The organism is Achromobacter xylosoxidans (genome assembly GCF_001457475.1).
In the GTDB taxonomy this organism is placed as follows: Bacteria; Pseudomonadota; Gammaproteobacteria; order Burkholderiales; family Burkholderiaceae_B; genus Achromobacter; species Achromobacter xylosoxidans.
In genome coordinates this window covers 6,417,962-6,441,573 of the sequence record NZ_LN831029.1, presented here as the reverse complement: position 1 = coordinate 6,441,573, position 23,612 = coordinate 6,417,962, and the positions used below count along the sequence as shown (strand labels likewise).

At 67.7% G+C, this 23,612-nt stretch carries 24 protein-coding genes; 12 read left to right on the top strand and 12 right to left on the bottom strand.

Annotated features, from left to right (window positions below):
- Window positions 1–28: 28 nt before the first annotated feature.
- Both AT699_RS29050 and AT699_RS29045 read right to left on the bottom strand, forming a co-directional pair.
- The gene (locus AT699_RS29050) at window positions 29–997 is read right to left on the bottom strand and encodes a Bug family tripartite tricarboxylate transporter substrate binding protein (RefSeq protein ID WP_024070654.1); all 969 of its coding nucleotides are present in this window, start codon (window positions 995–997) and stop codon (window positions 29–31) included.
- 85 nt (window positions 998–1,082) lie between these two features.
- Window positions 1,083–1,802 (bottom strand): YggS family pyridoxal phosphate-dependent enzyme, encoded by a 720-nt coding sequence (locus AT699_RS29045; protein ID WP_006389905.1) that lies wholly within the window; start codon window positions 1,800–1,802, stop codon window positions 1,083–1,085.
- A 213-nt stretch (window positions 1,803–2,015) separates the two neighbouring features.
- Here AT699_RS29045 and AT699_RS29040 point away from each other — a divergent pair, with 213 nt between their 5' ends.
- Complete coding sequence (locus AT699_RS29040; protein WP_006389906.1) at window positions 2,016–3,257, top strand: aminotransferase-like domain-containing protein; 1,242 nt, start codon at window positions 2,016–2,018, stop codon at window positions 3,255–3,257.
- 101 nt (window positions 3,258–3,358) lie between these two features.
- A complete protein-coding gene (locus AT699_RS29035) occupies window positions 3,359–4,375 on the top strand; it encodes an amino acid ABC transporter substrate-binding protein (protein ID WP_006389907.1) in 1,017 nt (338 codons plus the stop codon).
- 120 nt (window positions 4,376–4,495) lie between these two features.
- Here AT699_RS29035 and AT699_RS29030 read toward each other — a convergent pair whose 3' ends face one another.
- The 3 genes from AT699_RS29030 to dprA all read right to left on the bottom strand — a co-directional run bounded on the left by AT699_RS29030 (window position 4,496) and on the right by dprA (window position 7,251).
- Entirely contained in the window at window positions 4,496–4,969 is a 474-nt protein-coding gene (locus tag AT699_RS29030) for a hypothetical protein (protein ID WP_006389908.1), read from the bottom strand.
- Between the two features lie 97 nt (window positions 4,970–5,066).
- Window positions 5,067–5,975 (bottom strand): hydroxymethylglutaryl-CoA lyase, encoded by a 909-nt coding sequence (locus AT699_RS29025; protein WP_006389909.1) that lies wholly within the window; start codon window positions 5,973–5,975, stop codon window positions 5,067–5,069.
- 148 nt (window positions 5,976–6,123) lie between these two features.
- Window positions 6,124–7,251, bottom strand: a complete 1,128-nt coding sequence (gene dprA, locus AT699_RS29020) for a DNA-processing protein DprA (protein ID WP_024070653.1) — start codon at window positions 7,249–7,251, stop codon at window positions 6,124–6,126.
- Between the two features lie 252 nt (window positions 7,252–7,503).
- On the opposite strand from dprA, the gene def reads away from it, so the two are divergent.
- Together def and fmt are read left to right on the top strand one after the other, a co-directional pair.
- Window positions 7,504–8,016: a peptide deformylase gene (gene def / locus AT699_RS29015; protein WP_054515713.1), complete on the top strand. Its 513-nt coding sequence runs from the start codon at window positions 7,504–7,506 to the stop codon at window positions 8,014–8,016.
- 31 nt (window positions 8,017–8,047) lie between these two features.
- Window positions 8,048–8,989: a methionyl-tRNA formyltransferase gene (fmt, locus tag AT699_RS29010; protein WP_020925995.1), complete on the top strand. Its 942-nt coding sequence runs from the start codon at window positions 8,048–8,050 to the stop codon at window positions 8,987–8,989.
- Window positions 8,990–9,036: 47 nt separating this feature from the next.
- Here the strand turns inward: fmt and AT699_RS29005 are convergent, their stop codons facing one another.
- From AT699_RS29005 to AT699_RS28990, 4 genes are read right to left on the bottom strand one after another with little or no spacing between them, the layout of a single operon-like run.
- Window positions 9,037–9,552, bottom strand: a complete 516-nt coding sequence (locus AT699_RS29005) for a class IV adenylate cyclase (protein WP_024070651.1) — start codon at window positions 9,550–9,552, stop codon at window positions 9,037–9,039.
- 25 nt (window positions 9,553–9,577) lie between these two features.
- Window positions 9,578–10,204, bottom strand: coding sequence for an HAD hydrolase-like protein (locus AT699_RS29000; protein ID WP_020925997.1), 627 nt, complete (start codon window positions 10,202–10,204; stop codon window positions 9,578–9,580).
- A 20-nt stretch (window positions 10,205–10,224) separates the two neighbouring features.
- Window positions 10,225–10,785, bottom strand: a complete 561-nt coding sequence (locus AT699_RS28995; RefSeq protein WP_006389918.1) for a hypothetical protein — start codon at window positions 10,783–10,785, stop codon at window positions 10,225–10,227.
- A 22-nt stretch (window positions 10,786–10,807) separates the two neighbouring features.
- Window positions 10,808–11,410: an LOG family protein gene (locus AT699_RS28990; RefSeq protein ID WP_024070650.1), complete on the bottom strand. Its 603-nt coding sequence runs from the start codon at window positions 11,408–11,410 to the stop codon at window positions 10,808–10,810.
- Window positions 11,411–11,637: 227 nt separating this feature from the next.
- Between AT699_RS28990 and AT699_RS28985 the strand changes: the two genes are divergently transcribed.
- Complete coding sequence (locus AT699_RS28985) at window positions 11,638–12,198, top strand: ferritin-like domain-containing protein (RefSeq protein WP_006389923.1); 561 nt, start codon at window positions 11,638–11,640, stop codon at window positions 12,196–12,198.
- Between the two features lie 55 nt (window positions 12,199–12,253).
- Here AT699_RS28985 and AT699_RS28980 read toward each other — a convergent pair whose 3' ends face one another.
- Window positions 12,254–12,640, bottom strand: a complete 387-nt coding sequence (locus tag AT699_RS28980; RefSeq protein WP_006389924.1) for a winged helix-turn-helix transcriptional regulator — start codon at window positions 12,638–12,640, stop codon at window positions 12,254–12,256.
- 95 nt (window positions 12,641–12,735) lie between these two features.
- Between AT699_RS28980 and AT699_RS28975 the strand changes: the two genes are divergently transcribed.
- On the top strand, window positions 12,736–13,053 hold the full coding sequence (locus AT699_RS28975) for a DMT family transporter (RefSeq protein ID WP_006389925.1): 318 nt from the start codon (window positions 12,736–12,738) through the stop codon (window positions 13,051–13,053).
- Window positions 13,054–13,108: 55 nt separating this feature from the next.
- Here the strand turns inward: AT699_RS28975 and rimO are convergent, their stop codons facing one another.
- The gene (gene rimO, locus AT699_RS28970) at window positions 13,109–14,425 is read right to left on the bottom strand and encodes a 30S ribosomal protein S12 methylthiotransferase RimO (RefSeq protein ID WP_006389926.1); all 1,317 of its coding nucleotides are present in this window, start codon (window positions 14,423–14,425) and stop codon (window positions 13,109–13,111) included.
- Window positions 14,426–14,576: 151 nt separating this feature from the next.
- A complete protein-coding gene (locus AT699_RS28965) occupies window positions 14,577–15,209 on the bottom strand; it encodes a LysE family translocator (RefSeq protein WP_006389927.1) in 633 nt (210 codons plus the stop codon).
- Between the two features lie 130 nt (window positions 15,210–15,339).
- Here AT699_RS28965 and rsmB point away from each other — a divergent pair, with 130 nt between their 5' ends.
- The 6 genes from rsmB to AT699_RS28935 are packed head-to-tail and all read left to right on the top strand — an operon-like array spanning window position 15,340 to window position 23,229.
- Window positions 15,340–16,677 carry a 16S rRNA (cytosine(967)-C(5))-methyltransferase RsmB gene (rsmB, locus tag AT699_RS28960; RefSeq protein WP_054443593.1) on the top strand — a complete coding sequence of 446 codons (1,338 nt, stop codon included), beginning with the start codon at window positions 15,340–15,342 and terminating at the stop codon, window positions 16,675–16,677.
- A 41-nt stretch (window positions 16,678–16,718) separates the two neighbouring features.
- Entirely contained in the window at window positions 16,719–17,309 is a 591-nt protein-coding gene (locus tag AT699_RS28955; protein WP_006389929.1) for a DUF4390 domain-containing protein, read from the top strand.
- Window positions 17,306–19,627, top strand: a complete 2,322-nt coding sequence (locus AT699_RS28950) for a sensor histidine kinase (RefSeq protein WP_024070648.1) — start codon at window positions 17,306–17,308, stop codon at window positions 19,625–19,627. Before AT699_RS28955 ends, AT699_RS28950 begins: the two co-directional genes overlap by 4 nt.
- An 11-nt stretch (window positions 19,628–19,638) precedes the next feature.
- Window positions 19,639–20,328 (top strand): response regulator, encoded by a 690-nt coding sequence (locus tag AT699_RS28945; protein ID WP_006389931.1) that lies wholly within the window; start codon window positions 19,639–19,641, stop codon window positions 20,326–20,328.
- Window positions 20,325–21,704 carry a Trk system potassium transporter TrkA gene (gene trkA / locus AT699_RS28940; RefSeq protein WP_020926002.1) on the top strand — a complete coding sequence of 460 codons (1,380 nt, stop codon included), beginning with the start codon at window positions 20,325–20,327 and terminating at the stop codon, window positions 21,702–21,704. Before AT699_RS28945 ends, trkA begins: the two co-directional genes overlap by 4 nt.
- A 55-nt stretch (window positions 21,705–21,759) precedes the next feature.
- On the top strand, window positions 21,760–23,229 hold the full coding sequence (locus AT699_RS28935) for a TrkH family potassium uptake protein (protein ID WP_020926003.1): 1,470 nt from the start codon (window positions 21,760–21,762) through the stop codon (window positions 23,227–23,229).
- Window positions 23,230–23,612 lie beyond the last annotated feature (383 nt).

Sequence of the window (23,612 nt, the reverse complement as noted above, 5' to 3'; positions counted from 1 at the left end):
GGCCGCGTTTTTCATTGGCAATGCGCGCTCATTCGAGCTTGATGTTGGCCTTCTTGATCACGTCGGCCCAGGTGGCGCGCTCCTTGTCGGCATAGGCCTTGAAGTCCTGCGCCGACATGGGCATCGGGATGACGCCCATATCCAGCATCTTCTGCGACACGGCAGGCGACTTCAGCGCGGCGTCGAGTTCGGCGGACAGCTTCTTGACCACGGCTTCCGGCAGGCCGCCGGGGGCCACCAGGCCTTGCCAGGCGTAGGCGGTGAAGTCGGGCACGCCTTGTTCGGCCATGGTGGGCGCGTCCGGCAGCACGGCAACGCGCTCGGGCGTGGCCGCGCCCAGCACGCGCAGCTTGCCGGCCTTGACGTTGGGCAGGCCGGCGGCCAGGTCGATGAACATCACGTCCACCTGTCCACCCAGCAGGTCCTGGATGGCGGGCGCCGCGCCCTTGTAGGGCACGTGCAGCAGGTTGGCGCCCGTGCGCTGCTTGAACAGCTCCAGCGCCAGGTGGTGCGGCGAGCCGGCGCCGGCCGAGGCGGCGGTCAGCTTGCCGGGTTCCTTCTTGGCGGCCTGGATCACGTCGGCGACCGTCTTGTAGGGTGAATTGACGTTCACCGCCAGCAGCAGCGGGAACTTGGCGATGCCGCCGATGTAGGTGAACTTGGACGGATCGTAGGCCAGCTTGGCGTACAGCGTGGGGTTGTAGGCCAGGGTGCCGGAGTCGGCGGTGCCGACGACGTAGCCGGTGGGTTCGGCCTGCGAGATCGCGGTGGCGCCGATGATGGTGGCGGCGCCGGGGCGGTTCTCGACCACGATGGTCTGGCCCAGCGGTTTCTCGATGCCGCTGGCGACGGTGCGCGCGACCACGTCGGCGCCGCCGCCGGCCGGGTAGGGCACGATCCAGCGGATGGGTTGGGTGGGCCAGGATTGGGCGGCGGCCGCGGTGGCGGCCAGCGACAGGGCGGCAAGCGCCAACAGGCGCCGGGCGTGCTTGTGCATGGGGAGTCTCCTCATTTTTTTGCGACGCTATTATGCCCCGGCAACGCGGCAATATGCGCCTGTTTCCAGGCCCGGATTCAGCGGCTTATTGCGGATCCGGGTAGCTGCGGGCGCCGAAGATGGCGGTGCCGATGCGCACTTCGGTCGAGCCCTCCTCGATCGCCAGTTCGAAATCTCCGCTCATGCCCATCGACAGGCGGTCCAGCGACACCCCTTCGATCGCTTCGTGGCGCAGCTGGTCGCGCAGTTCGCGCAAACTGCGGAAGCAGGCGCGCACTTCGCCCGGATCGGGCGAGTTGACCGCCATCGTCATCAGGCCGCGCACGCGCAAGGTCGGGAACTCGGCCACGATGCGCCGCAGGAAGGCCGACACGTCACTCGGCGCCATGCCGTATTTGCTGGGTTCGCTGGAGGTCTTGACCTGCACCAGCACGTCCAGCGTCCGGCCCTCGAGAACGAGGCGGCGGTGCAGGGCCTCGGCCAGGTCGATCCGGTCCAGCGATTGCAACTCGGTGGCGTCACGCGCCGCGTCCTTGGCCTTGTTGGTCTGCAGGTGGCCGATCAACACCCATTGCAGTCCCTGTCCCGCCAGCGCCGCGGCTTTCTGCCGCAATTCCTGGGTCTTGTTCTCGCCGAACCGGGCCAGGCCCAGCGCCATGGCCTCGCGGATGGCGTCGACCTCGAACGTTTTGCTGACGGGCAGCAGCGTCACGCTGTCCGGTGCCCGGCCGGCGCGTTCGCAAGCCTGGGCGATGCGTTGCCGGATCGCGGCCAGGCGGATGGCCATGGTGTCTACTTCGGTCATGCGGGGTCTCTTCGGTACGGAATGTCCCATAGTGTAGGACGCGCGCGCACCGTTTCGCCACACCGGTCCGCGCCGCGCCGCATCTTCGTTGACCCTGCCGGAGCGGCAGGCTTAGAATTTGGCGATATTTGTTTAGATTTCAATGTTCTAAGCCTCCGGCGCCGTCCGCACGACGACGCGGGTCCTCCCTTTCTCCTCGCCGTCCCCTCCGCCATGTCCAGCGCCGCGCCCGAGTACGCTTTTGCCACGCCTTTCCTGAATCCCCCCGCCTCCCCGATCCGTTCGCTGATGCCCTACGCGATGCGGCCGGGCACCATTTCGCTGGCGGGCGGCTATCCGGCGCAGGAACTGTTCGACGTGGACGGCCTGACGATCGCCTCCACCCAGGTGCTGGCGCGGCTTGGCGCCTGCCTGCAATACTCGAACATCGACGGACAGGCCAGTCTGCGCAACGAATTGGCGCGGTTGTCGGCGGCGCGCGGCCTGCACTGCAACGCGGACACGGAACTGGCCGTCACCGGTGGGTCGCAGCAAGCCATGGCGCTGCTGACCCGTGTGATGCTCCAGCCCGGTGACCATGCCGTCATCGAATCGCCGGCCTTCCCGAATTCCGTGCAGGCGTTGCGCTACACCGGCGCCACGGTGCATACCGTGCCGTCCGGCCCGGACGGCGTCGACATCGACGCGCTCGATGAGCTTGCCGCGCGCGTCAAGCCCAAGGTCGTGTGCGTGGTGGCGTCGTTCTCCAATCCCTGTGGCGCCACCATTTCGCGCCAGCGCCGCCTGCGCCTGCTGGAGCTGGCGGTCAAGCATCGCTTCCTCATCGTCGAGGACGATCCGTACAGCGAATTGCGCTTCGCCGGCGAGGCGGTGCCACCCATCATGGCGCTGGCCGAGGGCGAGGCCCGCAACTGGGCCGTGTACCTGGCAAGCATGTCCAAGACCATGGCGCCCGCCTTGCGCATCGGCTGGCTGGTGGCGCCGGCCGAAATCCGCCGCCGCTGCGTCGGCGCCAAGGCGGCCGACGACATGGCTTCGTCCACGTGGATCCAGGAAGTCGTGGCGCAATACCTGGCCAATGGCCGCTACGAAGAGCACGTGCCGCGCATCCGCGCGGCCTATGGCCTGCGCTGCGACGCCATGGCCGAATCGTTGACGCGCGAGCTGAACGGACGCATTGCGTTCAGCAAGCCCGAGGGCGGCATGTTCTTCTGGGCGCGCCTGACGGGCGAGGTCGACGCCACCCGCCTGCTGCCCTACGCCATCGAGCACGAAGTGGTCTACGTGCCGGGCAAGGCGTTCTACGCCGACCCGGCGCAGGCCGACCTGCATGCCATGCGCATGTCGTTCGCCACCATGAACGAAGCCCAGATCGCCCAGGGCATGCAGCGGCTCAGCCGCGCCCTGGACGCGTGCGAGGCCAACCAGCCGGTGTCGATCTCGCTGGCGGCGTGATATACCCAAATAAGCGCTGGTTATTTTGCGCGGGCGCTTCATGTCTATAAGCTTCTCGCCGTGGCGCGCTCGCGCGTCCCGGTACAACAGGAAAAACAGTCATGAACATTGCAAAAGGGTTGGTGGGCGCGGCGTTGTTGCTGGCCGTGGCACAAGGCGCGCAGGCGGCGACGTTGGACGTCGTGCGCCAGCGTGGGGCGGTGGCTTGTGGCACCACCACGGGTTTCGCGGGCTTTTCCGCGCCGGACGCGCAGGGCAAGTGGCAGGGGCTGGACGTGGACCTGTGCCGCGCGATCGCCGCGGCCGTGTTCGGCGATGCCAACAAGATCAAGGTGGTGCCGCTCAATTCGCAGCAGCGCTTCACCGCGCTGCAATCGGGCGAAGTCGACGTGCTGACCCGCAACACCACCGTGACGCAGCAGCGCGACACGGCGCTGGGCATCATCCACGCCGGCATCAATTTCTATGACGGCCAGGGTTTCCTGGTGCCCAAGTCGCTGGGCGTCAAGAGCGCCAAGGAAATCAACGGCGCCACGATCTGCCTGCAGACCGGCACCTCCAACGAGAACACGCTGGCCGACTGGGCGCGCGCCAACAACGTCACCTACAAGCCGGTGGTGATCGAGACCTTCAACGAAGTGGTCAATGCGTTTGCCGCGGGCCGCTGCGACGTGTTCTCCACCGACGCCTCGGGCCTGGCATCGATCCGCATCTCCAAGCTGCAGAACCCCGACGACTACGTGGTGCTGCCCGAGATCATCTCGAAGGAACCGCTGGGTCCGTTCGTGCGCCAGGGCGACGACGCCTGGCTGAACATCGTGCGCTGGTCGCTGTCGGCCATGATCGAGGCCGAGGAATATGGCGTCACCTCCAGGAACGTCGACGAACAGGCCAAGAGCAGCAATCCCAACATCAAGCGCATCCTGGGCGTGACGCCCGGCGGCGGCGCCAACCTGGGGCTGGACGAAAAGTGGGCCTACAACATCGTCAAGCAGGTCGGCAATTACGGCGAGAGCTTCGAGCGCAACGTCGGCCAGGGCAGTCCGCTGAAGATCAAGCGCGGCCTGAATGCGCAGTGGACGCAGGGCGGCCTGATGTACGCGCTGCCGATCCGCTGAGCGCGGCCGGGGTCCGGGCGGCGCAGTTCGGGCCCGCCAATGAAAAACCGATGCCGCGGCATCGGTTTTTTTTGGGCCGTTGGTGGCGGCGGTGGCGGCGGTGGCGCCTGGTCCGGATCGTCAGCGGCGCCGGTACACCTCGGCAATCCGGGTGAACGCCGCGCGCAGTTCGCGCGTGCCGCCCTGGAAGATCACGGGCCGCCCGCGATGCGTGAACACCACCAGCCGCTTGGAAAAGATCATCGGCACGAAGCGGACTTCGCGCACGTCCTCCCAGGCGACTTCGCGCCGCGAGAACCAGGTCTGGCGCAGGCCGTGTTCGTCGATGGTGGTGATGGAGGTCTGCATGTGCCATGACACGAACAGCAGGCCGATGAAGCACAGGCCCACCACGACGGCCATCATGCCGTCCAGCGACTGGCCCGGGGCGCGGATGGCGGTGGTGACGACCTGGACGCCCAGCACGGCCAGGATGACCCAGGTCAGGATGCGCACCCAATCGGGCCAGGCCTGCCCCGACAGGGGCAGCGGGCCGATGGCGCGCAGCAGGGCGGCGTGATCCTCGGGCGAGGGGGAGGGGGCGGGGGACGTCATGCGGCTGCGGAGTTCCGGTAGCGTTGCGAGAAGACGTGCGCCGGGTGGCCCCGGCGCTCACGCGAAACGCGCGCAGCCATTCTACGAGTTTTTCGCGTCAGGCGGCCCGCTTGGCGGCAATGGCGTTGCCGGCGCGGCTGGAACCCTTGCGATTCAGGTTGGCCGACATCCATTGGCCGATGTCGACCACCGCGTCGAAGTCCACGCCGGTGTCGATGTCCAGGCCGCGCAGCATGTACAGCACGTCTTCGGTGGCGACGTTGCCGGTCGCGCCCTTGGCGTAGGGGCAGCCGCCCAGGCCGGCCACCGAGGCGTGGAAGATCGAGATGCCGGTTTCCAGCGACGCCAGGATGTTGGCCAGCGCCTGGCCGTAGGTGTCGTGGAAGTGGCCGGAGACGCGCGCCGGGTCCACCACGCGTGTGACCGCGGCCATCACGTCGCGCACGCGCTGCGGCGTGCCCACGCCGATGGTGTCGGCCACGTCGATCTCGTCGACCTGCATGGCCAGGTAGCGCTGCGCGACGTCGACCACGGATTCGATGGGCACCTCGCCCTGGTAGGGACAGCCCAGCGCGCAGCTGATGCTGCCGCGCACGCGGATGCCGGCTTCGCGGGCGGCCTGCACCACGGGCTCGAAGCGCGCGATGGACTCGGCGATGGAGCAGTTGATGTTCTTTTGCGAAAAGGCCTCGCTGGCCGCGCCGAAGATGACGATCTCGTCCGCGCCGGCGGCCAGCGCGCCCTCGAAGCCCTTCATGTTGGGCGTAAGGACGGAATAGATGGTGCCGGGGCGGCGCTGGATCCGCGCCATCACGTCGGCGCCGTCGGCCATTTGCGGCACCCACTTGGGCGACACGAACGAGGCCGCCTCGACGTTGGGGAAGCCGGCGGCCGCAAGGCGGTCGATCAGTTCCACCTTGATGTCGGTGGGCACGAATTCCTTTTCATTCTGCAGGCCGTCGCGGGGCGAAACCTCGACGATCTTGACGCGTGTGGGCAATGCCATGTCTCTTCCTGTATCGGTATCGGGGGCGGCCGCGATGGCGGCCCGGTGCCAGGGACAATATTAGCGCCATCGCATCCGGCCCCGTCCGTGGCCGGCGCCAGCCCTGTCCATGCCCTGGCCGGCGCGTCGGACGGCAGGGGGCCGCAGCCTATTTCAGGCGCTGGAAGCGGCCATCGTCCAGGCGCGCGACACGCGCGGCCAGTTCGAGTTCGAGCAATTGCGCTTGCAGCGTGGCGGTGTCCAGCCCGCAGCGTGCCTGCAGCGCATCCAGGTGCAAGGGGTCGAAGCCCAGGGCTTCGAGCACCGGATGGGCCGGGTTGTCGGCGTCGCCCGGATCGTCGGCCGGCTCGGGCGGTCGGCGCGTGCCCGGTTGGGGGCCGCCGCCCAGTTCGTCGGTAATGTCGGCCGCGGTCTCCACCAGCTTGGCGCCCTGGCGGATCAGCGCATGGCAGCCGCGCGACAGTGGCGAATGGATCGAGCCGGGGATGGCGAACACTTCGCGTCCGCTCTCACCCGCCAGGCGCGCGGTGATCAGCGAGCCGCTCTGCCGGGCCGCTTCCACCACCAGCACGCCCCGTGCCAGGCCCGCCACGATGCGGTTGCGCTTGGGGAAATGCTGCGGCAAGGCGCCGGTGCCCAGCGGCAGCTCGGATACCAGCGCGCCGTGCGCGGCGATGCGGTGCGCCAGGTCGCGGTGGCGCGCCGGGTAGATGCGGTCGATGCCGGTACCCATCACGGCGACCGTGCCGGCGCCGCCCGGGCCGGCGTCCAGCGCGCCTTCGTGGGCCGCGGCGTCGATGCCCAGCGCCAGGCCGCTGACCACGCGCCAGCCGCTGCCGGCCAGGTGGCGGGCGAAGGCGCGGGCGTTTTCCTGGCCGCCGGGCGTGGCGTTGCGCGCGCCCACCACCGCCAGCGCGGGGCCTTGCAGATAGGCCGGATCGCCATTCACGTAGAGCAGGATGGGCGGATCGGCGATGGTGAGCAGGCTTTGTGGATAACCCGGATCTGACAGCGTCAGGATGTGATGGCCGGGCGCGTCGACCCACTGCAGGGCGCTGTCGACCTGGGCCGCCATGTCGGCGGGCATGGGCGCGGCCAGCTGGCGGGCCAGCGCGTCGGGCAGTTGGCGCGCCAGGGCGGTGGCGCGCTGGGCGTAGATCTGTTCCGGCAGCCCCAGGGCGCCCAGCAGCGTGCAGGCGGTGGCGGAACCTATGCCCGGTTCCAGGGACAGGCGCAGCCAGGCGGACAATTCAGCGGCGGTATGGGTGAGCGGCATGGGCGAAGAGCGCGGGATGGGCCGGCGCGGGAAAGGCGCAGGGGGCGCGCTTGGCGCGCCGGACGTCTGAGAGTGTCTCATGACGGTGGGGCCGGGGCGGGCGGGGCGGACCGAATCGTCCCGCCCGCCATCGGGCAAAACGGTGCCGGACAGTGCTCCGACAATCCCGGATTTAGCCGAAAACTATTAGAAATCAAGACTCTAATGAATTAAACTGTTGGTCAGACACCAATTACCAACGATCCCTATTCAATGGCTTTACTTCCCATTCTTCGCTACCCGGATCCGCGCTTGCACAAGAAGGCCAAGCCGGTCGCCGAGGTCGATGACCGCATCCGCCAACTGGTGCGCGACATGGCCGAGACCATGTACGACGCGCCGGGGGTGGGCCTGGCCGCGACCCAGGTGGACGTACACGAGCGCGTGGTCGTCATCGACGTCTCCGAAGAAAGCAACCAGCTGCTGGTGCTGATCAACCCCGAGATCACCTGGCGCAGCGACGATTACAAGATCTACGAGGAAGGCTGCCTGTCGGTTCCGGGCATCTACGACGAAGTCGAGCGCGCCTCGCGCATCCGTTGCAAGGCGCTGGGCATCGACGGCAAGCCGTTCGAGTTCGACGCCGATGGCCTGCTGGCCGTTTGCGTGCAGCATGAACTCGACCACCTGGAAGGCAAGGTGTTCGTCGAATACCTGTCCAACCTGAAGCAGAATCGCATCAAGACCAAGCTGAAAAAGGCCGAGCGCGAAGCGCTGCGCGCCTGACGCCCGTCCCATCCTTCCCGGTCCGACCCTCATGCGCCTCGTTTTTGCCGGCACGCCGGAATTCGCCCGTATCGCCTTCGACGCCCTGCGGGCGGCAGGGCACGACATTCCCCTGGTCATGACCCAGCCCGACCGTCCGGCCGGGCGCGGACTCAAGCTGACGCCCAGTCCCGTCAAGCAGGCCGCGCTCGACGCCGGTATCGAGGTGGCCCAGCCGCGCAGCCTGCGGCTGGATGGCCGCTATCCCGATGAAGCCGCCGAGGCGCGTGCCCTGCTCGAACGCGTGGCGCCCGACGTCATGGTGGTCGCGGCCTACGGCCTGATCCTGCCGCAGTGGGTGCTGGACCTGCCGCGCCTGGGCTGCCTGAACATCCACGCCAGCCTGCTGCCGCGCTGGCGCGGCGCGGCGCCGATCCAGCGCGCCATCGAGGCCGGCGATGACCGCACCGGCGTTACCATCATGCAGATGGACGCGGGCCTGGACACCGGCGACATGCTGCTCGAACGTATCGTGCCAATCGGCGCCGACACCAATGCTGCGCAGTTGCACGACGCGTTGGCGCTGGCCGGTGGCGAGGCGATCGTGGCGGCCCTGGCCGCGCTGGCGCAGGGCGGCCTGGCGCCGCGCAAGCAGCCCGAGGAAGGCGTGACCTACGCCGCCAAGCTCGACAAGGCCGAGGCGGCGCTCGACTGCAGCCAGCCCGCCGCGCTGCTGGCGCGCCGCGTGCGCGCATTCAATCCGGTGCCCGGCGCCAGCATCCGCCTGCCCGGCCTGGCCGATCCCGTGAAGGTGTGGCGCGCCGAGGCCGTGGCGCAGGCCGTGACGGCCGCGCCCGCAAGCGTGTTGCGCACCGCTGCCGACGGCATCGACATCGCCACCGGCGATGGCGTGCTGCGCTTGCTGGAACTGCAGAAGGCGGGCGGCAAGCGCCAGCCGGTGGACGTGTTCGTGCGAGGCTGGCAGCCGGACTGACGCCGGCCGATGCTGCCCAGGCCGTGCCACCGCCCTTGGCGCCCGGTTCAGCCCCGTTGGGCCAGCAGATCCAGATAGGCGCCGGACACCAGCTGCTCCGGGGTGATCCGCAGGCTGGCCAGCAGTTCCCGCGCTTCGGCCATGCCGGCCGCGGCGCTTTCCCCGTCGCGCAGCACCACTTCGAGTTCCAGGAATTCCCCCAGTCCCTCGACCCGGTCCAGATGGATGCGGGTGCGGCCGGCCATGAACAGCAGGCGCTGCTTGCGCACGCGGCCGATGACGCCGTAGGCCAGCCCCAGCGCATCGCGCAGCGTGTCCGGCGACGACGTCGGCGAGATGACGTAGAAGCTTTCCTTGGGCCCGGTGTCGTCGGCGCGGCGGTAGAAGATCAGTTCACCCGTGCCGTCGCTGAAAGCGCGCAGCTTGAGACGGCCATCGGGACAGGCGAAGAAGGTGTCGTCCTGCGCGATGGCGACCGGCTCCTTGCCGGACAGCGCCGCCGCCAGGGATTCGACGGCGGCCAGGCTGGCCACCCGCGCCTTGATCTCGATGTTGCGTGCCATGGGTGCCTCCGGGGCGAAAGCCGCGTCAAGCGAGCACGGCGGGCAGATCGGCGACCTGCATGATCAATTCGTCGGGGCCGCGCTCGCGCAACGCGTCCACGTGGTTGTAGCCCCAGGCCACGGAACCGACCCTGACCCCCGCCTTGCGCGCGGCGTCGATGTCGCGCATTTCGTCTCCGACCAGCAAGAAACGTTCCGGCGCGGTGTCGTGGCGCTTGAGCAGCCGGTCGATCTTGGCCGCCTTGCCGAACAGGTCGGTGCCACATTCGTAGTCGTCGAACAGGGCCGCGGTGTCGGGCCCCAGCACGCGCCGCACGTTTTCCAGCGAATTGGAGCTGACCACCGCCAGCCGCACCCCGGCGGCCTTCAGGCGGGCCAGCGCGTCGGGAATGCCGTCGAACATGTGCACGCTGGGATCGATCTCCTGCATCAGGGTGCGCACGTGCGCCATGATGGCGGGCAGCTTCCACAGCGGGATGCCGAGGAATTTGAGGATCTCGGCGGCGTCGCGGTGACGCAGCTGGTCGCGTTCGGCGGCGTCGATCTTGCGAAAACCGTACTTGTCCGCGACCGTGTTCAGGATGGAATTGAACCAGGGCATGGTATCGGCCAGGGTTCCGTCGAAGTCGAAGGCTGCGATGTCGTATTTCAAGTAAACAATCCGATGCCGAGCTACATGGGGTGAAGCAGATACTGCACCACTGGCGCCAGGTCTTCAAGCGGCGGGGCGCCGGCGACCACGCGCTGCGCGTTGGTCCAGGGGTAGTCCAGCGCCAGCAGCCAGCCGAAGACGGCGTCGGCGTCGCCGGGCGGCAGGGTCACCATGGTCTCGATAGTGATGGTCAGGCGCGAGGCGCGGTAGGGCTCGGGCTGGAACGTCCAGTCGTAGCGACCGCAACCCACGCGCACGTTGCCCGTGGCTTTTTCGGTCATGCCGACGATCCAGTCACAGGAATAGTCGGACAGACGCGCATCGGCGTCGGGCCGCGCCAGGTAGAAGGTGTAGACGTTGTCGTAGGTCTGGCCAAACTTGCGCACCAGTGTGTCGGTGATCGCGGCCAGGCCGTGGGATTCGGGCGGAAACGCAATGGCCTGCGTGCGCAGCGCCATCTTCAGCACGGCCTGCGGCGCGAAGGCGCGGGCCATGTAGTGCGGACGGTTTTCGTCCTTGGCGTGGAAGTAATCGCGCAATACGGACTCGGTGCTGGCGGGGAACGACGAACCGTTGGACATTGCGGGCTTTCCTTGGGGCGGGTTAGGGGGCGCGATGCTCGGGCTTGACCGGCTCGAACCACTTGGAGACGTTGGGCGGCTCGTAGATGGCGTAGCGGTCCAGCAGCGTGGCGGGATCGCTTTCCACCACCAGCATGTCGCGGTGCTGGGGGCGCATGAAGGCTTCGTCGACGGCGTGGTCGATGAACTGCATCAGCGCGTCGTAGTAGCCGGCGATGTTGAGCAGGCCGCAGGGCTTCTGGTGCATGCTGAGCTGGGCCCAGGTCCAGACCTCGAAGAATTCCTCCAGCGTGCCGGCGCCGCCGGGCAGCGCGATGAAGCCATCGGCCTTCTCCATCATCATGGCCTTGCGCTCGTGCATGCTTTGCACCAGGTGCAATTCGGTCAGGCCGCGATGGGCCTGTTCCTTCTTTTGCAGCAGTTCAGGGATCACGCCGATCACCCGGCCGCCGCCCGCCAGCACCTCGTTGGCGATCACGCCCATGATGCCGACGATCGAGCCGCCGTAGACCAGGCCCAGGTCGCGCTTGACCAGTTCTCGGGCCAGCACGCGGGCCTGTTCCAGATAGTCGGGGCGCGCGCCGGGATTGGAGCCGCAATACACGCAGATGTTCTTCAGGGTCATATGAAGCTACTTATTGCCGGGCCCGTTACAGATTGCGTCACGGGCCGTCCGGGAAGCCGATAGTTTACGAGAAGCGCCGGACGCGCTTTTGCGCGGCGCGTGAAAGGCCGATCCGGGGCCATGGGCAATGTTTGGACACAGCATCTTTTTGCGTGGCCGGTAGACTGGGTTGTTCGGAACGACTGGAAATCCAGCGTCGTCTTGCTAACCCAAAAGGAGCTAACGATATGGAAAACACGACCCGTAACCGCGAACAGGCAAGCCGCCCCTTCGACATGGATGTGAAGGCGATCCGCGCCAAGGCGCGCCAGGACATCGAGTCCGGCGCCGTCACCGACACCTATCGCGCCGACCGCAAGACCGTGCTCAAGCTGCTGAACGAAGCGCTGGCCACGGAAATCGTCTGTGTGCTGCGCTACAAGCGCCACTTCTTCATGGCCCGCGGCCTGAACGCCGAGCCGGTGGCGGCGGAATTCGCCGAGCACGCCACCCAGGAACAGGAGCACGCCGACAAGCTGGCCGAACGCATCGTGCAGCTGGGCGGCGAGCCCAACCTGTCGCCCAAGGGCCTGCTCGAACGCAGCCATTCCGAGTACGTCGAGGGCAGCACGCTCGAAGAAATGATCAAGGAAAACCTGATCGCCGAGCGTATTGCCATTGACAGCTACCGCCAGATGATCGAGTACATCGGCGAGCAGGATTCGACCACGCGTCGCCTGCTGGAGGAAATCCTGGCGGTCGAGGAAGAGCACGCCGACGACATGTCTGATTTTCTGGCCAAGCATTAAGGCCGACGCCGGCCGAGGGCGGGCCGTCCGCCCGGGACGCGCCGGCTGGCTGTGATCAGCCGGCGCGCGCGGCCGCCGCGTCATGGCGGCGCGCCGCCGCGTCCAGTTGCGCATGGTGCCTTTCGGCCCAGCGATCCAGCGCCACCAGCGCCACATTCAGCGATTTCCCCAGCTCGGTCAGGTGATAGCGCACGTGCGGCGGCACGGTGCGCATGTCCTCGCGCCGCACCAGCCCGTGGCGTTCCAGGTCGCGCAGCGTCTGCGTCATCATCTTCTGCGAGATGCCGCCCAGCTTGCGCAGCAGTTCGTTGTTGCGCAGCGGGCCGCGCGCCAGGGCGGGAAGCACCAGCGGCACCCACTTGCCGGAAATCAGTTCGAGCGCGCGGCGCGACGGACAGGCGGCGTCGAAGACGTCCGCCGATGAAGAGGAAGAGACAGCCATGGCGAGCCTTTCATGGTTACCAAAAGGTGCGTACTTGTGTATGGGTAACTATAGGCCCTAAGCTTGCCGCATTCCAATATCGAAGGGAGGCCGCGATGGCCTGGTGGATCCTGTTGGCCGCGAGCGCGGTGGAAATCGTGATGGCGCTGGCGTTGAAGTACGCAGACGGCTGGACGCGGTTCTGGCCCAGCGCCATCGGCATCGCCGCGGCCTTGGGCAGCATCTTCCTGTTGACCCTGGCGATGCGGCACCTGCCCGCCGGCACCGCCTATGCGGTGTGGACCGGCATCGGTTCCGTGGGCATCACGGTGCTGGGGATCGTGTTGTTCGGCGATTCGCCGTCCGTCGCGCGCCTGGCGTGCATCGCCCTGATCGTGGGCGGCGTGGCGGGCCTGAAGCTACTGGAGGCCTGAGCCGCAGGGGGCTGGGGCTTCCTGCCGGCGGCGGGCGCCGCCGGCAACATGGCGCTCAGACCGTGTCGGCCCAGAGGTCGTATTCGTCGGAGTCGGTGACGCGGGCGCGCACCAGGTCGCCGGCCTTGAGCTTGCGGTCGGAACTGACGTAGACGCAGCCGTCGATTTCCGGCGCGTCGCCAGCGCTGCGGCCCACGGCGCCGTCGTCGTCCACTTCGTCGATCAGCACCTCGATCTCGCGGCCGACCTTGCGCGCCAGACGGGCGGTGGAAATCGACTGCTGCATTTCCATGAAGCGTTCCCAGCGTTCCTGCTTGACCTCGTCAGGCACCGGATTGTCGAGCAGGTTGGCGGGCGCGCCTTCGACCGGCGAATACTGGAAACAGCCGACGCGGTCGAGCTGGGCTTCCTGCATCCAGTCCAGCAGGTACTGGAAGTCTTCCTCGGTTTCGCCGGGGAAGCCGACGATGAAGGTCGAACGGATGGTCAGGTCGGGGCAGGTCTCGCGCCACTGCTTGATGCGTGCCAGCGTCTTGTCCTCGAACGCCGGGCGTTTCATGGCCTTGAGGATGCGCGGGCTGGCGTGCTGGAACGGGATGTCCAGATAGGGCAGGATCTTGCCCTCGGCCATCAGCGGAATCACTTCGTCCACGTGCGGGTAGGGGTAGACGTAGTGCAGGCGCGTCCAGACGCCCATTTCGGACAAGGCCGTACAGAGCTCGGTCATGCGGGTGCGCACCGGGCGGCCGTTCCAGAAGCCGCTGCGGTACTTGACGTCGACGCCATAGGCGCTGGTGTCCTGCGAGATCACCAGCAGTTCCTTGACGCCGGCCTTGACCAGGCGCTCGGCTTCGCTGAGCACGTCGCCCACCGGGCGGCTGACCAGGTCGCCGCGCATCGACGGGATGATGCAGAAGCTGCAGCGGTGATTGCAGCCTTCCGAAATCTTCAGGTAGGCGTAGTGGCGCGGGGTCAGCTTGACGCCCTGCGGCGGCACCAGGTCCAGGTAGGGGTTGTGGTCCTTCTTGGGCGGCGCGGCGTCGTGCACGGCGCGCACCACTTCCTCGTACTGCTGCGGGCCGGTCACGGCCAGCACGCTGGGGTGCACATTGCGGATCACCGATTCCTCGACGCCCATGCAGCCGGTGACGATGACCTTGCCGTTCTCGGCCAGCGCTTCGCCGATGGCTTCCAGCGACTCGGCCTTGGCGCTGTCGATGAAACCACAGGTGTTGACCACCACGACGTCGGCGTCGTTGTATTCGGGCGTGACTTGATACCCTTCGGTGCGCAGTTGGGTCAGGATGCGTTCGGAGTCGACCAGGGCTTTGGGACAGCCCAGGCTGACGAAGCCGACTTTGGGGGAAGACATGGAATACCTCGGTGGGCGCGAGCCGGCGCCAGTGATCAAATACTGCGCAATTCTAGCGCGGCAGGGCGGGGGGCCGTTATTTTAGCGGGTCGCCGAGGGCGATTCCCGGCTGGTGTGCGTCCCTAATATCGGAGCAGGGCGACGCCGGGCGTCAGGCGCCGCTGCGGCGGTACAGCGCCAGGGTGCCGGCCAGCCCGATCATCAGCGAGCCGCAGACCCGGTTCAGCCAGCGCAGGCCCGAGCCGCGAAAGGCTCGCACCAGCTGCGCGCCCAGGGTGGCGTAGGCCAGCATGGTCAGGATGTTCATCAGCGCCAGCACGGCGGCCACGGTGGCGTATTGCGGCAGCAGGGGCGCCTGGGTATTGATGAACTGCGGCAGGAAGGCCGACATGAACAGCAGCGCCTTCGGGTTGGTCAGCGCCACCACGAAGCTGCGCAGGCCCAGCTTCAGGCCCACCGGCCGCGCGGCGCCGGGTTCGGCGGCCGGCAGCACCAGCGCGGCGTCCGAGCGCAGCATCTTCCAGCCGAGATAGGCCAGGTAGGCAGCGCCCGCCCACTTGATGACATGGAAGGCCACTTCGGAGGCGGCCAGCACCACGCCCAGGCCGGAAGCGACCGCGCCCACCAGAATGAAATCCGCCAGTACCGCGCCGCCCATGCCCCAGCAGGCGGTGCGCACGCCGTGGCGCGAGCCGTTGCTCATGGCGAGCAGGACGGTCGGGCCGGGCGTCACGATGGCGACGGCCGAGGCCAGGATGAACAGCAGCAGCGTGGCGGTGGACATGGCGGGCTCCGAGGCAAGCGGCCAGTGTGACGCGCCCGGCCGGGTTCGTCCAGCGCTCCGGGGCCGGCCGTCGCGGCGAGGAAAGGCCGCGCCGGGCTACCATAGCGGTCTTGTCCTTTGATTTCCTGCCATGTCCACGCGTTCCGCCCCCCCTCATCTGGCCCCCCCGCTGTCCACCGTCCTGCTTGCCAGCGCGGGCGTCGTGGAGCAAGTCCTGGACGGGCGGTCGCTGACCGAGGCGCTGGCCGACGTCGACGGACCGCTGCGACCGGCCGTGCAGGCGGTGTCGTTCCACGCCATGCGCTATCTGGGCTGGGCCGACGCGGTCGGCCGCGAGTTGGTGCAGCGCTATCCCAACGTGTTGTTCGAGTCGCTGCTGCTGGTCTCCCTGACCCTGCTGCGGGCCGAGGGAGAGGCCGCGGCCGCGCTGCCGGGCATGCCCGTGTACGCGCCGCACACCGTCGTGGACCAGGCCGTCACGGCCGCCTCCAGGAACCGCAGCCTGGCCTCGTTCAAGGGCCTGCTCAATGGCTGCCTGCGCCGCTTCCTGCGGGAACGCGAGGCGCTGGCGGCCGCGGTGGCCGACAGCCCCGAGGCCGAATGGAACCATCCGGGCTGGTGGGTCAAGCAACTGCGCGTGGCCTATCCCCAGCAATGGCAGGACATCCTGCGTGCCGCCAACCTGCCGGCGCCGCTGACCCTGCGCGTCAACCGCCGCCGCGCCAGCCGCGAGCAGGTGCTGGCCGCGTTCCGGGACGCCGGCCTGGCGGCCGAGCCCGTCGGCGTGGCGGGCCTGGTGCTGGCCACGCCCCGGCCCGTGGCGCAACTGCCCGGCTTCGCCGAGGGCTGGTGGTCGGTGCAGGACGCCGGCGCCCAGCTGGCGGCCGAGCTGCTGGCGCCGGTCGACGGCATGCGCGTGCTGGACGCCTGCGCGGCGCCCGGCGGCAAGACGGCGCACCTGCTGGAGCTGGCGGACATCGACCTGCTGGCGCTGGACGCCGATGCCGGGCGCTTGGCGCGGGTCGGCCAGAACCTGGACCGGCTGGGCCTAGCCGGCGAGCGGGCGCGGTTGCAGGCGGCCGACGCCGCCGATCTGGACGCCTGGTGGGACGGCCGGCCGTTCGATGCGGTGCTGGCGGACGTGCCCTGCACCGCATCGGGCATCGTGCGGCGCCACCCCGACATCCGCTGGCTGCGTCGCGAAAACGACCTGCGCCGCACCGCCACGCTGCAGACCCGCATCCTGGACGCGCTCTGGCAGACCGTGGCGCCTGGCGGCCGGCTGCTGTACGTGACCTGCTCGGTATTCCCGATCGAAGGCACGCGCCAGGCGCTGGAATTCCTGCAGCGCCATCCCGATGCCCGGCGCCTGGAGGCGCCGGGGCAATTGCTGCCAGTTGCTGTCGACGCAACACCCGCGGCGCAGCACGATGGGTTTTTCTACGCCTTGTTTGCCAAGCAGTCGTGAATCGCCAAGAATAGGGGGCATGACGGGGGTTCTGGTGTCGTATGTCCATCATTTCACGCTTATTTCTCGGGTTGTTGTTCGCATCTGCCGCGCTGTCATTGGTGCCGGCCGGCCAGGCGCATGGATCCGAGCCGAAAGTGGCGCGGGTCGAACCGGTGGTGCGTGGCGACAAACTTGAAATCGATGCCGACATCGAATTCGAACTGAACCCGCAATTGCGAGACGCCGCCCAGCGCGGCGTGCCCCTGTATTTCACCGCCGACCTGACCATCACGCGCGAGCGCTGGTGGTGGTTCGACAAATCCCTGGTGGATACTTCGCGCACCTGGCGCGTGATCTACAACGCGCTGACGCGCCAGTGGCGCGCCGGGGTGGGCGAGCTTTCCTTCCCCGTGGCATCGCTGGACGATGCCATGAGCGTCATCCGCCACGTCCGCAACTGGCAGGTGGCCGACGCCGACGAGTTCGACGAAGGCGTGGTCTATGGCGGCCAGCTGCGGTTGCGGCTGGACACGTCGCTGCTGCCGCGGCCCTTCCAGGTCAATGCCCTGAACAGCAGTTCCTGGATCCAGGCGACGCCGTGGACCGATTTTTCGTTCACGCTGGGTGACAAGGAGAAAGACCCCTCATGAGGCTGCTGCTTCGGCTGGCCTTGATGGTCGGCGCCGTGAGCGGCCTGGCGTTGCTGGGCCTGCTGGCGTGGTCCACCGGCAATGCCTCGCGCTTTGCCCGCTATTACGACACGCTGTTGATTCTGAACGGCATTTTCGCCCTGGCGCTGTTCGTCTGGGTGGTGGCGCTGACGGTGCGGCTGGCGCGGCAGATCCGCCGCCGGCAGTTCGGCGCCCGGCTTACCGCGCGGTTTTCGCTGGCCTTTGCCCTGATCGGCGTGGTGCCCGGCGCGCTGATCTACACGGTCTCGGTGCAGTTCATGTCGCGCTCGATCGAGTCGTGGTTCAACGTGCGGGTCGATAGCGCGCTCGAGGCCGGCCTGAACCTCGGCCGCGCCGCGCTCGACTCGCTGCTGGCCGACCTGGACGCGCGGGCGCGCTCCATGGCCGCGGAACTGAACCGCAATTCCGACACCGGCGTGACGCTGGCCCTGACCCGCCTGCGCGAAGCCAACGGCGTGCAGGAAGCCATGGTCTTCACCGGCAGCGGCCGCATGGTGGCATTCTCCACCAGCCAGTATGGCCAACTGCTGCCGGCCATGCCGCCGCCCACCGTCATGAACCAGTTGCGCCTGTCGCGGGGTTACTCGGCCGCCGAGGCCGACGATCCGGTCAAGCCGGGCGTGGACGGCGGCCTGCATCTGCGCGTGGTGATCCCGCTGACCGGGCCCGACCGCTACGACAACCTGCTGGGCGCCGCCTCCGAGCCGCGCTGGCTGCAGCTGCTGCAGCCGGTGCCCGAGCAGATCGCGCACAACGCCAACCTGGTGCAGCAGGGCTTTCGCGACTACCAGGAATTGGCCCTGTCGCGGCTGGGCCTGCGCAAGCTCTATGGCATCACGCTCACCCTGGCGCTGCTGCTGGCCGCATTCGGCGCCATCGCCGTGGCGCTGTCGCTGTCCAAGCGGCTGGTGCGGCCGCTGCTCAGCCTGGCCGGCGGCACCCAGGCCGTGGGCGTGGGCGATTACCGGCCGCTGCCGGAGCCGCCCGAACGCGACGAGGTCGGCCAGCTCACCCGTTCGTTCAACGCCATGACGCGTCAGCTCGACGAGGCCCGCCGCATGGTCGAAAGCAACCGCCAGCAGCTCGAGCGCTCCAACGTCTACCTGGAAAGCGTGCTGTCGAACCTGTCTTCCGGGGTGCTGGTGTTCGACGAGTCCTTCCGCGTCACCACCGTCAACCAGGGCGCCCAGACCATCCTGCAGGCCGACCTGCGCTCGGTGATCGGGCGGCCGCTGGAAACCGTGGACGGCATGCTCGAATTCGCGAATGTCGTGCGGCAGGCGTTTTCCACCCACGCGGCGGTGGGTTCGGAACGCCAGCACTGGCAGCAGCAGTTCGAGATCGCTCCCAAGCAGGGCGACACGCCCAACGGGCCGCAGGCGCTGACGCTGCTGGCGCGCGGCACTCACCTGCGGGTCGATGGCCGTGGCAACGGCTACCTGGTGGTGTTCGACGACATCACCGAGGTCATTTCGGCCAACCGCACGGTGGCCTGGGGCGAGGTGGCGCGCCGCCTGGCCCACGAAATCAAGAATCCGCTGACGCCGATCCAGCTCTCCGCCGAGCGCCTGGCGATGAAGCTGGAGGGCAAGCTGCAACCGGCCGAGGCCCAGATCGTCGAGCGGTCCACCAACACCATCGTCAACCAGGTGGCGTCGCTCAAGCAGATGGTGGACGATTTCCGCGAATACGCCCGCACGCCGCCGGCGGTGATGCAGCGCATCGATTTCAACGCCCTGGTGGCGGACGTGCTGTCCTTGTACGGCTGGGAGCCCGACGGCGCCCCCTCGGTGCGTTCGGCGTCGGGCAAGGCGCTGAACCTGGACGTCAGCCTGGGCGCCGACCTGCCGGCCATCGAGGGCGATCCGACCCAGCTGCGCCAGGTGATCCACAACCTGCTGTCCAACGCCCGCGACGCCATCGCCGAGAAGGGCGGCGAGGGCCGGGTCAGCGTCACCACCCAGCTGATGCGCAGCGAGCAGCCCGACCGCGCCGACCAGCAGGCCCTGCGTTTCACGGTCGCCGACACCGGCCCGGGCTTCCCGCCGCAGGTCATGCAGCGCGCCTTCGAGCCCTACGTAACCACCAAGTCCCACGGGACTGGGTTAGGATTGGCAATCGTACGCAAGATCGTGGAAGAGCATGGCGGTCGGATCGACCTTGCCAATCGCAAGGAAGGCGGCGCGCGGATCTCCATCTTGTTGACCCGGCTTGCGCCCGGGGCCGATACTATGGACGCGACCGCGCAAGAAAAGGATAATGCGGCTACGCAATAGGTGGATGCTTTATGGCCAGAATTCTGGTGGTTGACGACGAAGTCGGTATTCGCGAGCTTTTGTCGGAAATCCTTTACGACGAAGGGCATACGGTCGAACTGGCCGAAAACGCGGCGCAAGCGCGCGCCGCGCGCCTTCGCATGCGTCCCGATCTGGTGCTGCTGGACATCTGGATGCCGGACACCGATGGCGTCAGCCTGCTCAAGGAATGGGGCTCGCAAGGCCTGCTGGACATGCCGGTCATCATGATGAGCGGCCACGCCACCATCGACACGGCGGTCGAGGCCACGCGCATCGGCGCCATGGACTTCCTTGAAAAGCCCATCACGCTGCAACGCCTGCTCAAGACCGTGGCGGCCGGCCTGGCCCGCGGCCGGGTACCGCATCCGGCGCCCGTGGCGGCGCCGGCGACGGCCAGCGCCACCGTGGCCCTCGAAGACGAACTCGATCCGCCGGCGTTGTCGGCTGCCCCCGCCAACGAGGTTCCGGTCACCGCCAACGGCCAGCTGGGCAGCATCTCGCTGGACCAACCGCTGCGCGAGGCGCGCGATGAATTCGAGCGTATCTACTTCGAATACCACCTGGTCCGCGAAAGCCACAGCATGACGCGCGTTTCCGAACGCACCGGCCTCGAGCGCACCCACCTGTATCGCAAGCTCAAGCAATTGGGCATTGAATCGGCGCGCAAACGGGGCGCATGAAGATCCTGATCATCGGCGCTGGTCGCGTAGGCACCAGCGTGGCTGAAAACCTGGTGTCCGAGCAGAACGACATCACGGTGATCGATTCGGATCCGGCCCAACTGCAATACCTGCAAGAACATTTCGACCTGCGCGTCGTCCACGGCGACGGCTCGCAGGTATCGGTGCTGGAGGGCGCGGGCGCCGCCGATACCGACCTGCTGATCGCCTGCGCCGCCTCCGACGCGGCCAACATGGTGGCTTGCAAGATCGCCCGCCAGTTGTTCAACATCCCACGCCGCATCGCCCGCATCCGATCGGGCGAAATCGCCGAATATCCCGAACTGATGAGCGAAGAGGGCTTCTGCATCGACGCCATCATCAGCCCCGAGCGCAGCGTCACCACCTACCTGCACAGCCTGATCGAGTTTCCCGAGGCGCTGCAGGTGGTCGAATTCGCCGAGGGCCGCGTCAGCGTCGTGACCGTCCGCGTCGGGCATGGCAGCCCGATGGCGCATCATCCCGTCGACAAGCTGCGCGAGGTCTGGCCCGACGTCACCGCCCGCGTGATCGACGTGCTGCGCGGCGGCCGGCCGCTGCGGGCCGGCTCCGGCACCGTGATCGCGCCCGGCGACGAAGTGGTGCTGGTGGTGGACACGCGCCATGCCCGCCGCGCCGTGCGCCAGCTGCGCGAGGCCGAGAAGGCCGTGCGCCGCGTGATGATCGCCGGCGGCGGCAATATCGGCCTGCGGCTGGCGCGCGCGCTGGCCGAAGAGAATTACAGCGTGCGCATCATCGAGCGCGACCTCAAGCGCTGCGAATACCTGGCCACGCAGTTGCCCGACAGCGTGCTGGTGCTGCATGGCAGCGGCACCGACGAGGCGCTGCTGGAACGCGAGAACATCGAGGACATGGACACCTGGCTGGCGCTGACCAGCGACGACGAGGACAACATCATGTCGTCGCTGCTGGCCAAGCGGCTGGGCGCGCGCAAGGTGATCGCGCTGATCAACCGCCAGGCCTATGGCGAACTGATGCAGGGCAGCCATATCGACATCGCCGTGTCGCCGTCGCAAGCCACCATGAGCGAACTGCTGCGCCACGTGCGCCGCGGCGACGTGGCGGCGGTGCACCGCCTGCGCCAGGGCGTGGCCGAGGCGCTGGAGGCGATCGCCCACGGCGACCGCTCCAATTCCAAGGTGGTGGGCCGGCCGGTGGGCGAGATCAGCCTGCCCAAGGGCGCCAGCATCGGCGCCCTGGTGCGCGAGGACGAAATCATCCTGCCCGACGCCGATACCGTGATCGAGACCGACGACCACGTCATCGTCTTCGTGCCCTCGCGCAAGCAGATGCCGCGCGTGGAAAAGCTGTTCCAAGTGTCGGCGTCGTTCTTCTGATGGATCCGCGCGCCCAGCTTCCCGGCGGGCCGGCGGCGGCCGGAGGGCTTCCCGCATGAAGCGCGTCCTGGCCACCCTGCATATCCTCGGCCTGACCATGGTGATGTTTGCCCTCACCATGCTGATCCCGCTGGGCGTGGCCTACGTGGGCGGCGACGCGGCGCGCGACGCCTTCCTGCATGGCTTCCTGATTTCCGTCGGCATCGGCGTGGCGCTCGCGGCACTGACCCGGCGTTCGCGCAGCGAGCTGCGCGCGCGCGACGGATTCGTGCTGGTGTCGGCGGTTTGGGCCGGGCTGCCGCTGCTGGCGGCGATTCCGTTGCTGATCTATTTCCACCGCGCCGGCCTGCCGCTGTCGTTCACCGGCGCGTATTTCGAGGCCATGTCGGGGCTGACGACCACTGGCGCCACCGTCCTGACCAATCTGGATGCGCTGCCCGCCTCGATCAACCTGTGGCGCGCCACCCTGATCTGGATCGGCGGCATGGGGATCCTGGTGCTGGCGGTGGCCATCCTGCCGCTGCTGGGCGTGGGCGGCCACCAGGTGGTACGGGCCGAAACGCCCGGCCCCATGAAGGACGAGCGGCTGACGCCCCGCATCGCCAGCACCGCCAAGGCGCTGTACGCGGTGTACTTCGCGTTTTCGATCCTGTGCTTCCTGGCGTACCGGGCCGTCGGCCTGTCCTGGTTCGAGGCCTGGTGCCACATGGCCACGACCATGGGGCTGGGCGGCTTTTCCACCTGGGATGACGGCTTCGCCCATTTCGATTCCGTGGCCGTGGAAATGGTGGCCATGGTGTTCATGCTGATCGCCGGCATCAACTTCGCCACGCATTTCAACGCCTTCCGCCAGCGCAGCCCGCGCGCCTACCTGCGTTGCCCGGAAGCCATTCCCTACCTGGTGGTGGTGCTGGGCGTGGGCCTGGTGATCTCGGTGTTCCTGTACGTCAAGGGCGTCTACCAGGAGCCGCTGCAGGCGCTGCGCTATGGCATGTTCAACACCATCTCCATGGCCACCACCACCGGCTACGCCAACACCGATTTCGCCCAGTGGCCGTTGTTTGCGCCGCTTACGATGCTGCTGCTGTCGGGGTTTGCCACCTCGGCCGGGTCGACGGGCGGTGGCATCAAGATGATCCGGGCGATCCTGCTGGTCAAGCAGGCTCGCAATGAGTTGGTAACAATGTTGCACCCGCATGCGGTCAGCCCGGTGCGCATCAATGGCCGCGCGGTGGAAGCGCGGACCATGTCGTCGGTGCTGGCGTTCATGCTGTTCTACGGCCTGTCCATCGCCGTTTTCACCAGCCTGCTGCTGTTGTCCGGGCTGGACCCGATCACGGCCTTCTCGGCCGTGTTCGCCAGCGTCAACAACACCGGTCCCGGCCTGGGCCCGGTCGGGCCCATGGGCAATTTCGCCGTGCTGTCCGACTTCCAGATCTGGGTGTGCACCTTCGCCATGCTGATCGGCCGCCTGGAATTGCTGACGGTGCTGGTGCTGTTCACGCCCATTTTCTGGCGCAAATAGCGGCGCATTCCGGATCCGGCCCGGCAGCGGCGTGCCGTCGGGCGCGAGTGACCTGACGCCCGGCCGAAGCGAGCGAATTTGCTTGGGGATAACCCTTGTAAGGGTTATCCCACCCCAAACGAAAAGCCCCGTCCAGCCTGCGCCTGCGACCTTCGCAGGCCGGCGAACCCCGCCATCCCTACGTTGTGAGTGCTCGCTCACTTTGTCGTATAGGGCAAAACCGAATGCATCGCGATGTTGCACACAAATGTCACGATTTACATTCGTTTTGCCACAAACCTGCGGCTATTATGCAGTCACAAGCCGCCGTCTAGCGCCCCCCGGGAAGTTACCGGGCTTCAAGGTCGAACGGCGCATCCCCTCATCACATATCCGAAGGAGTC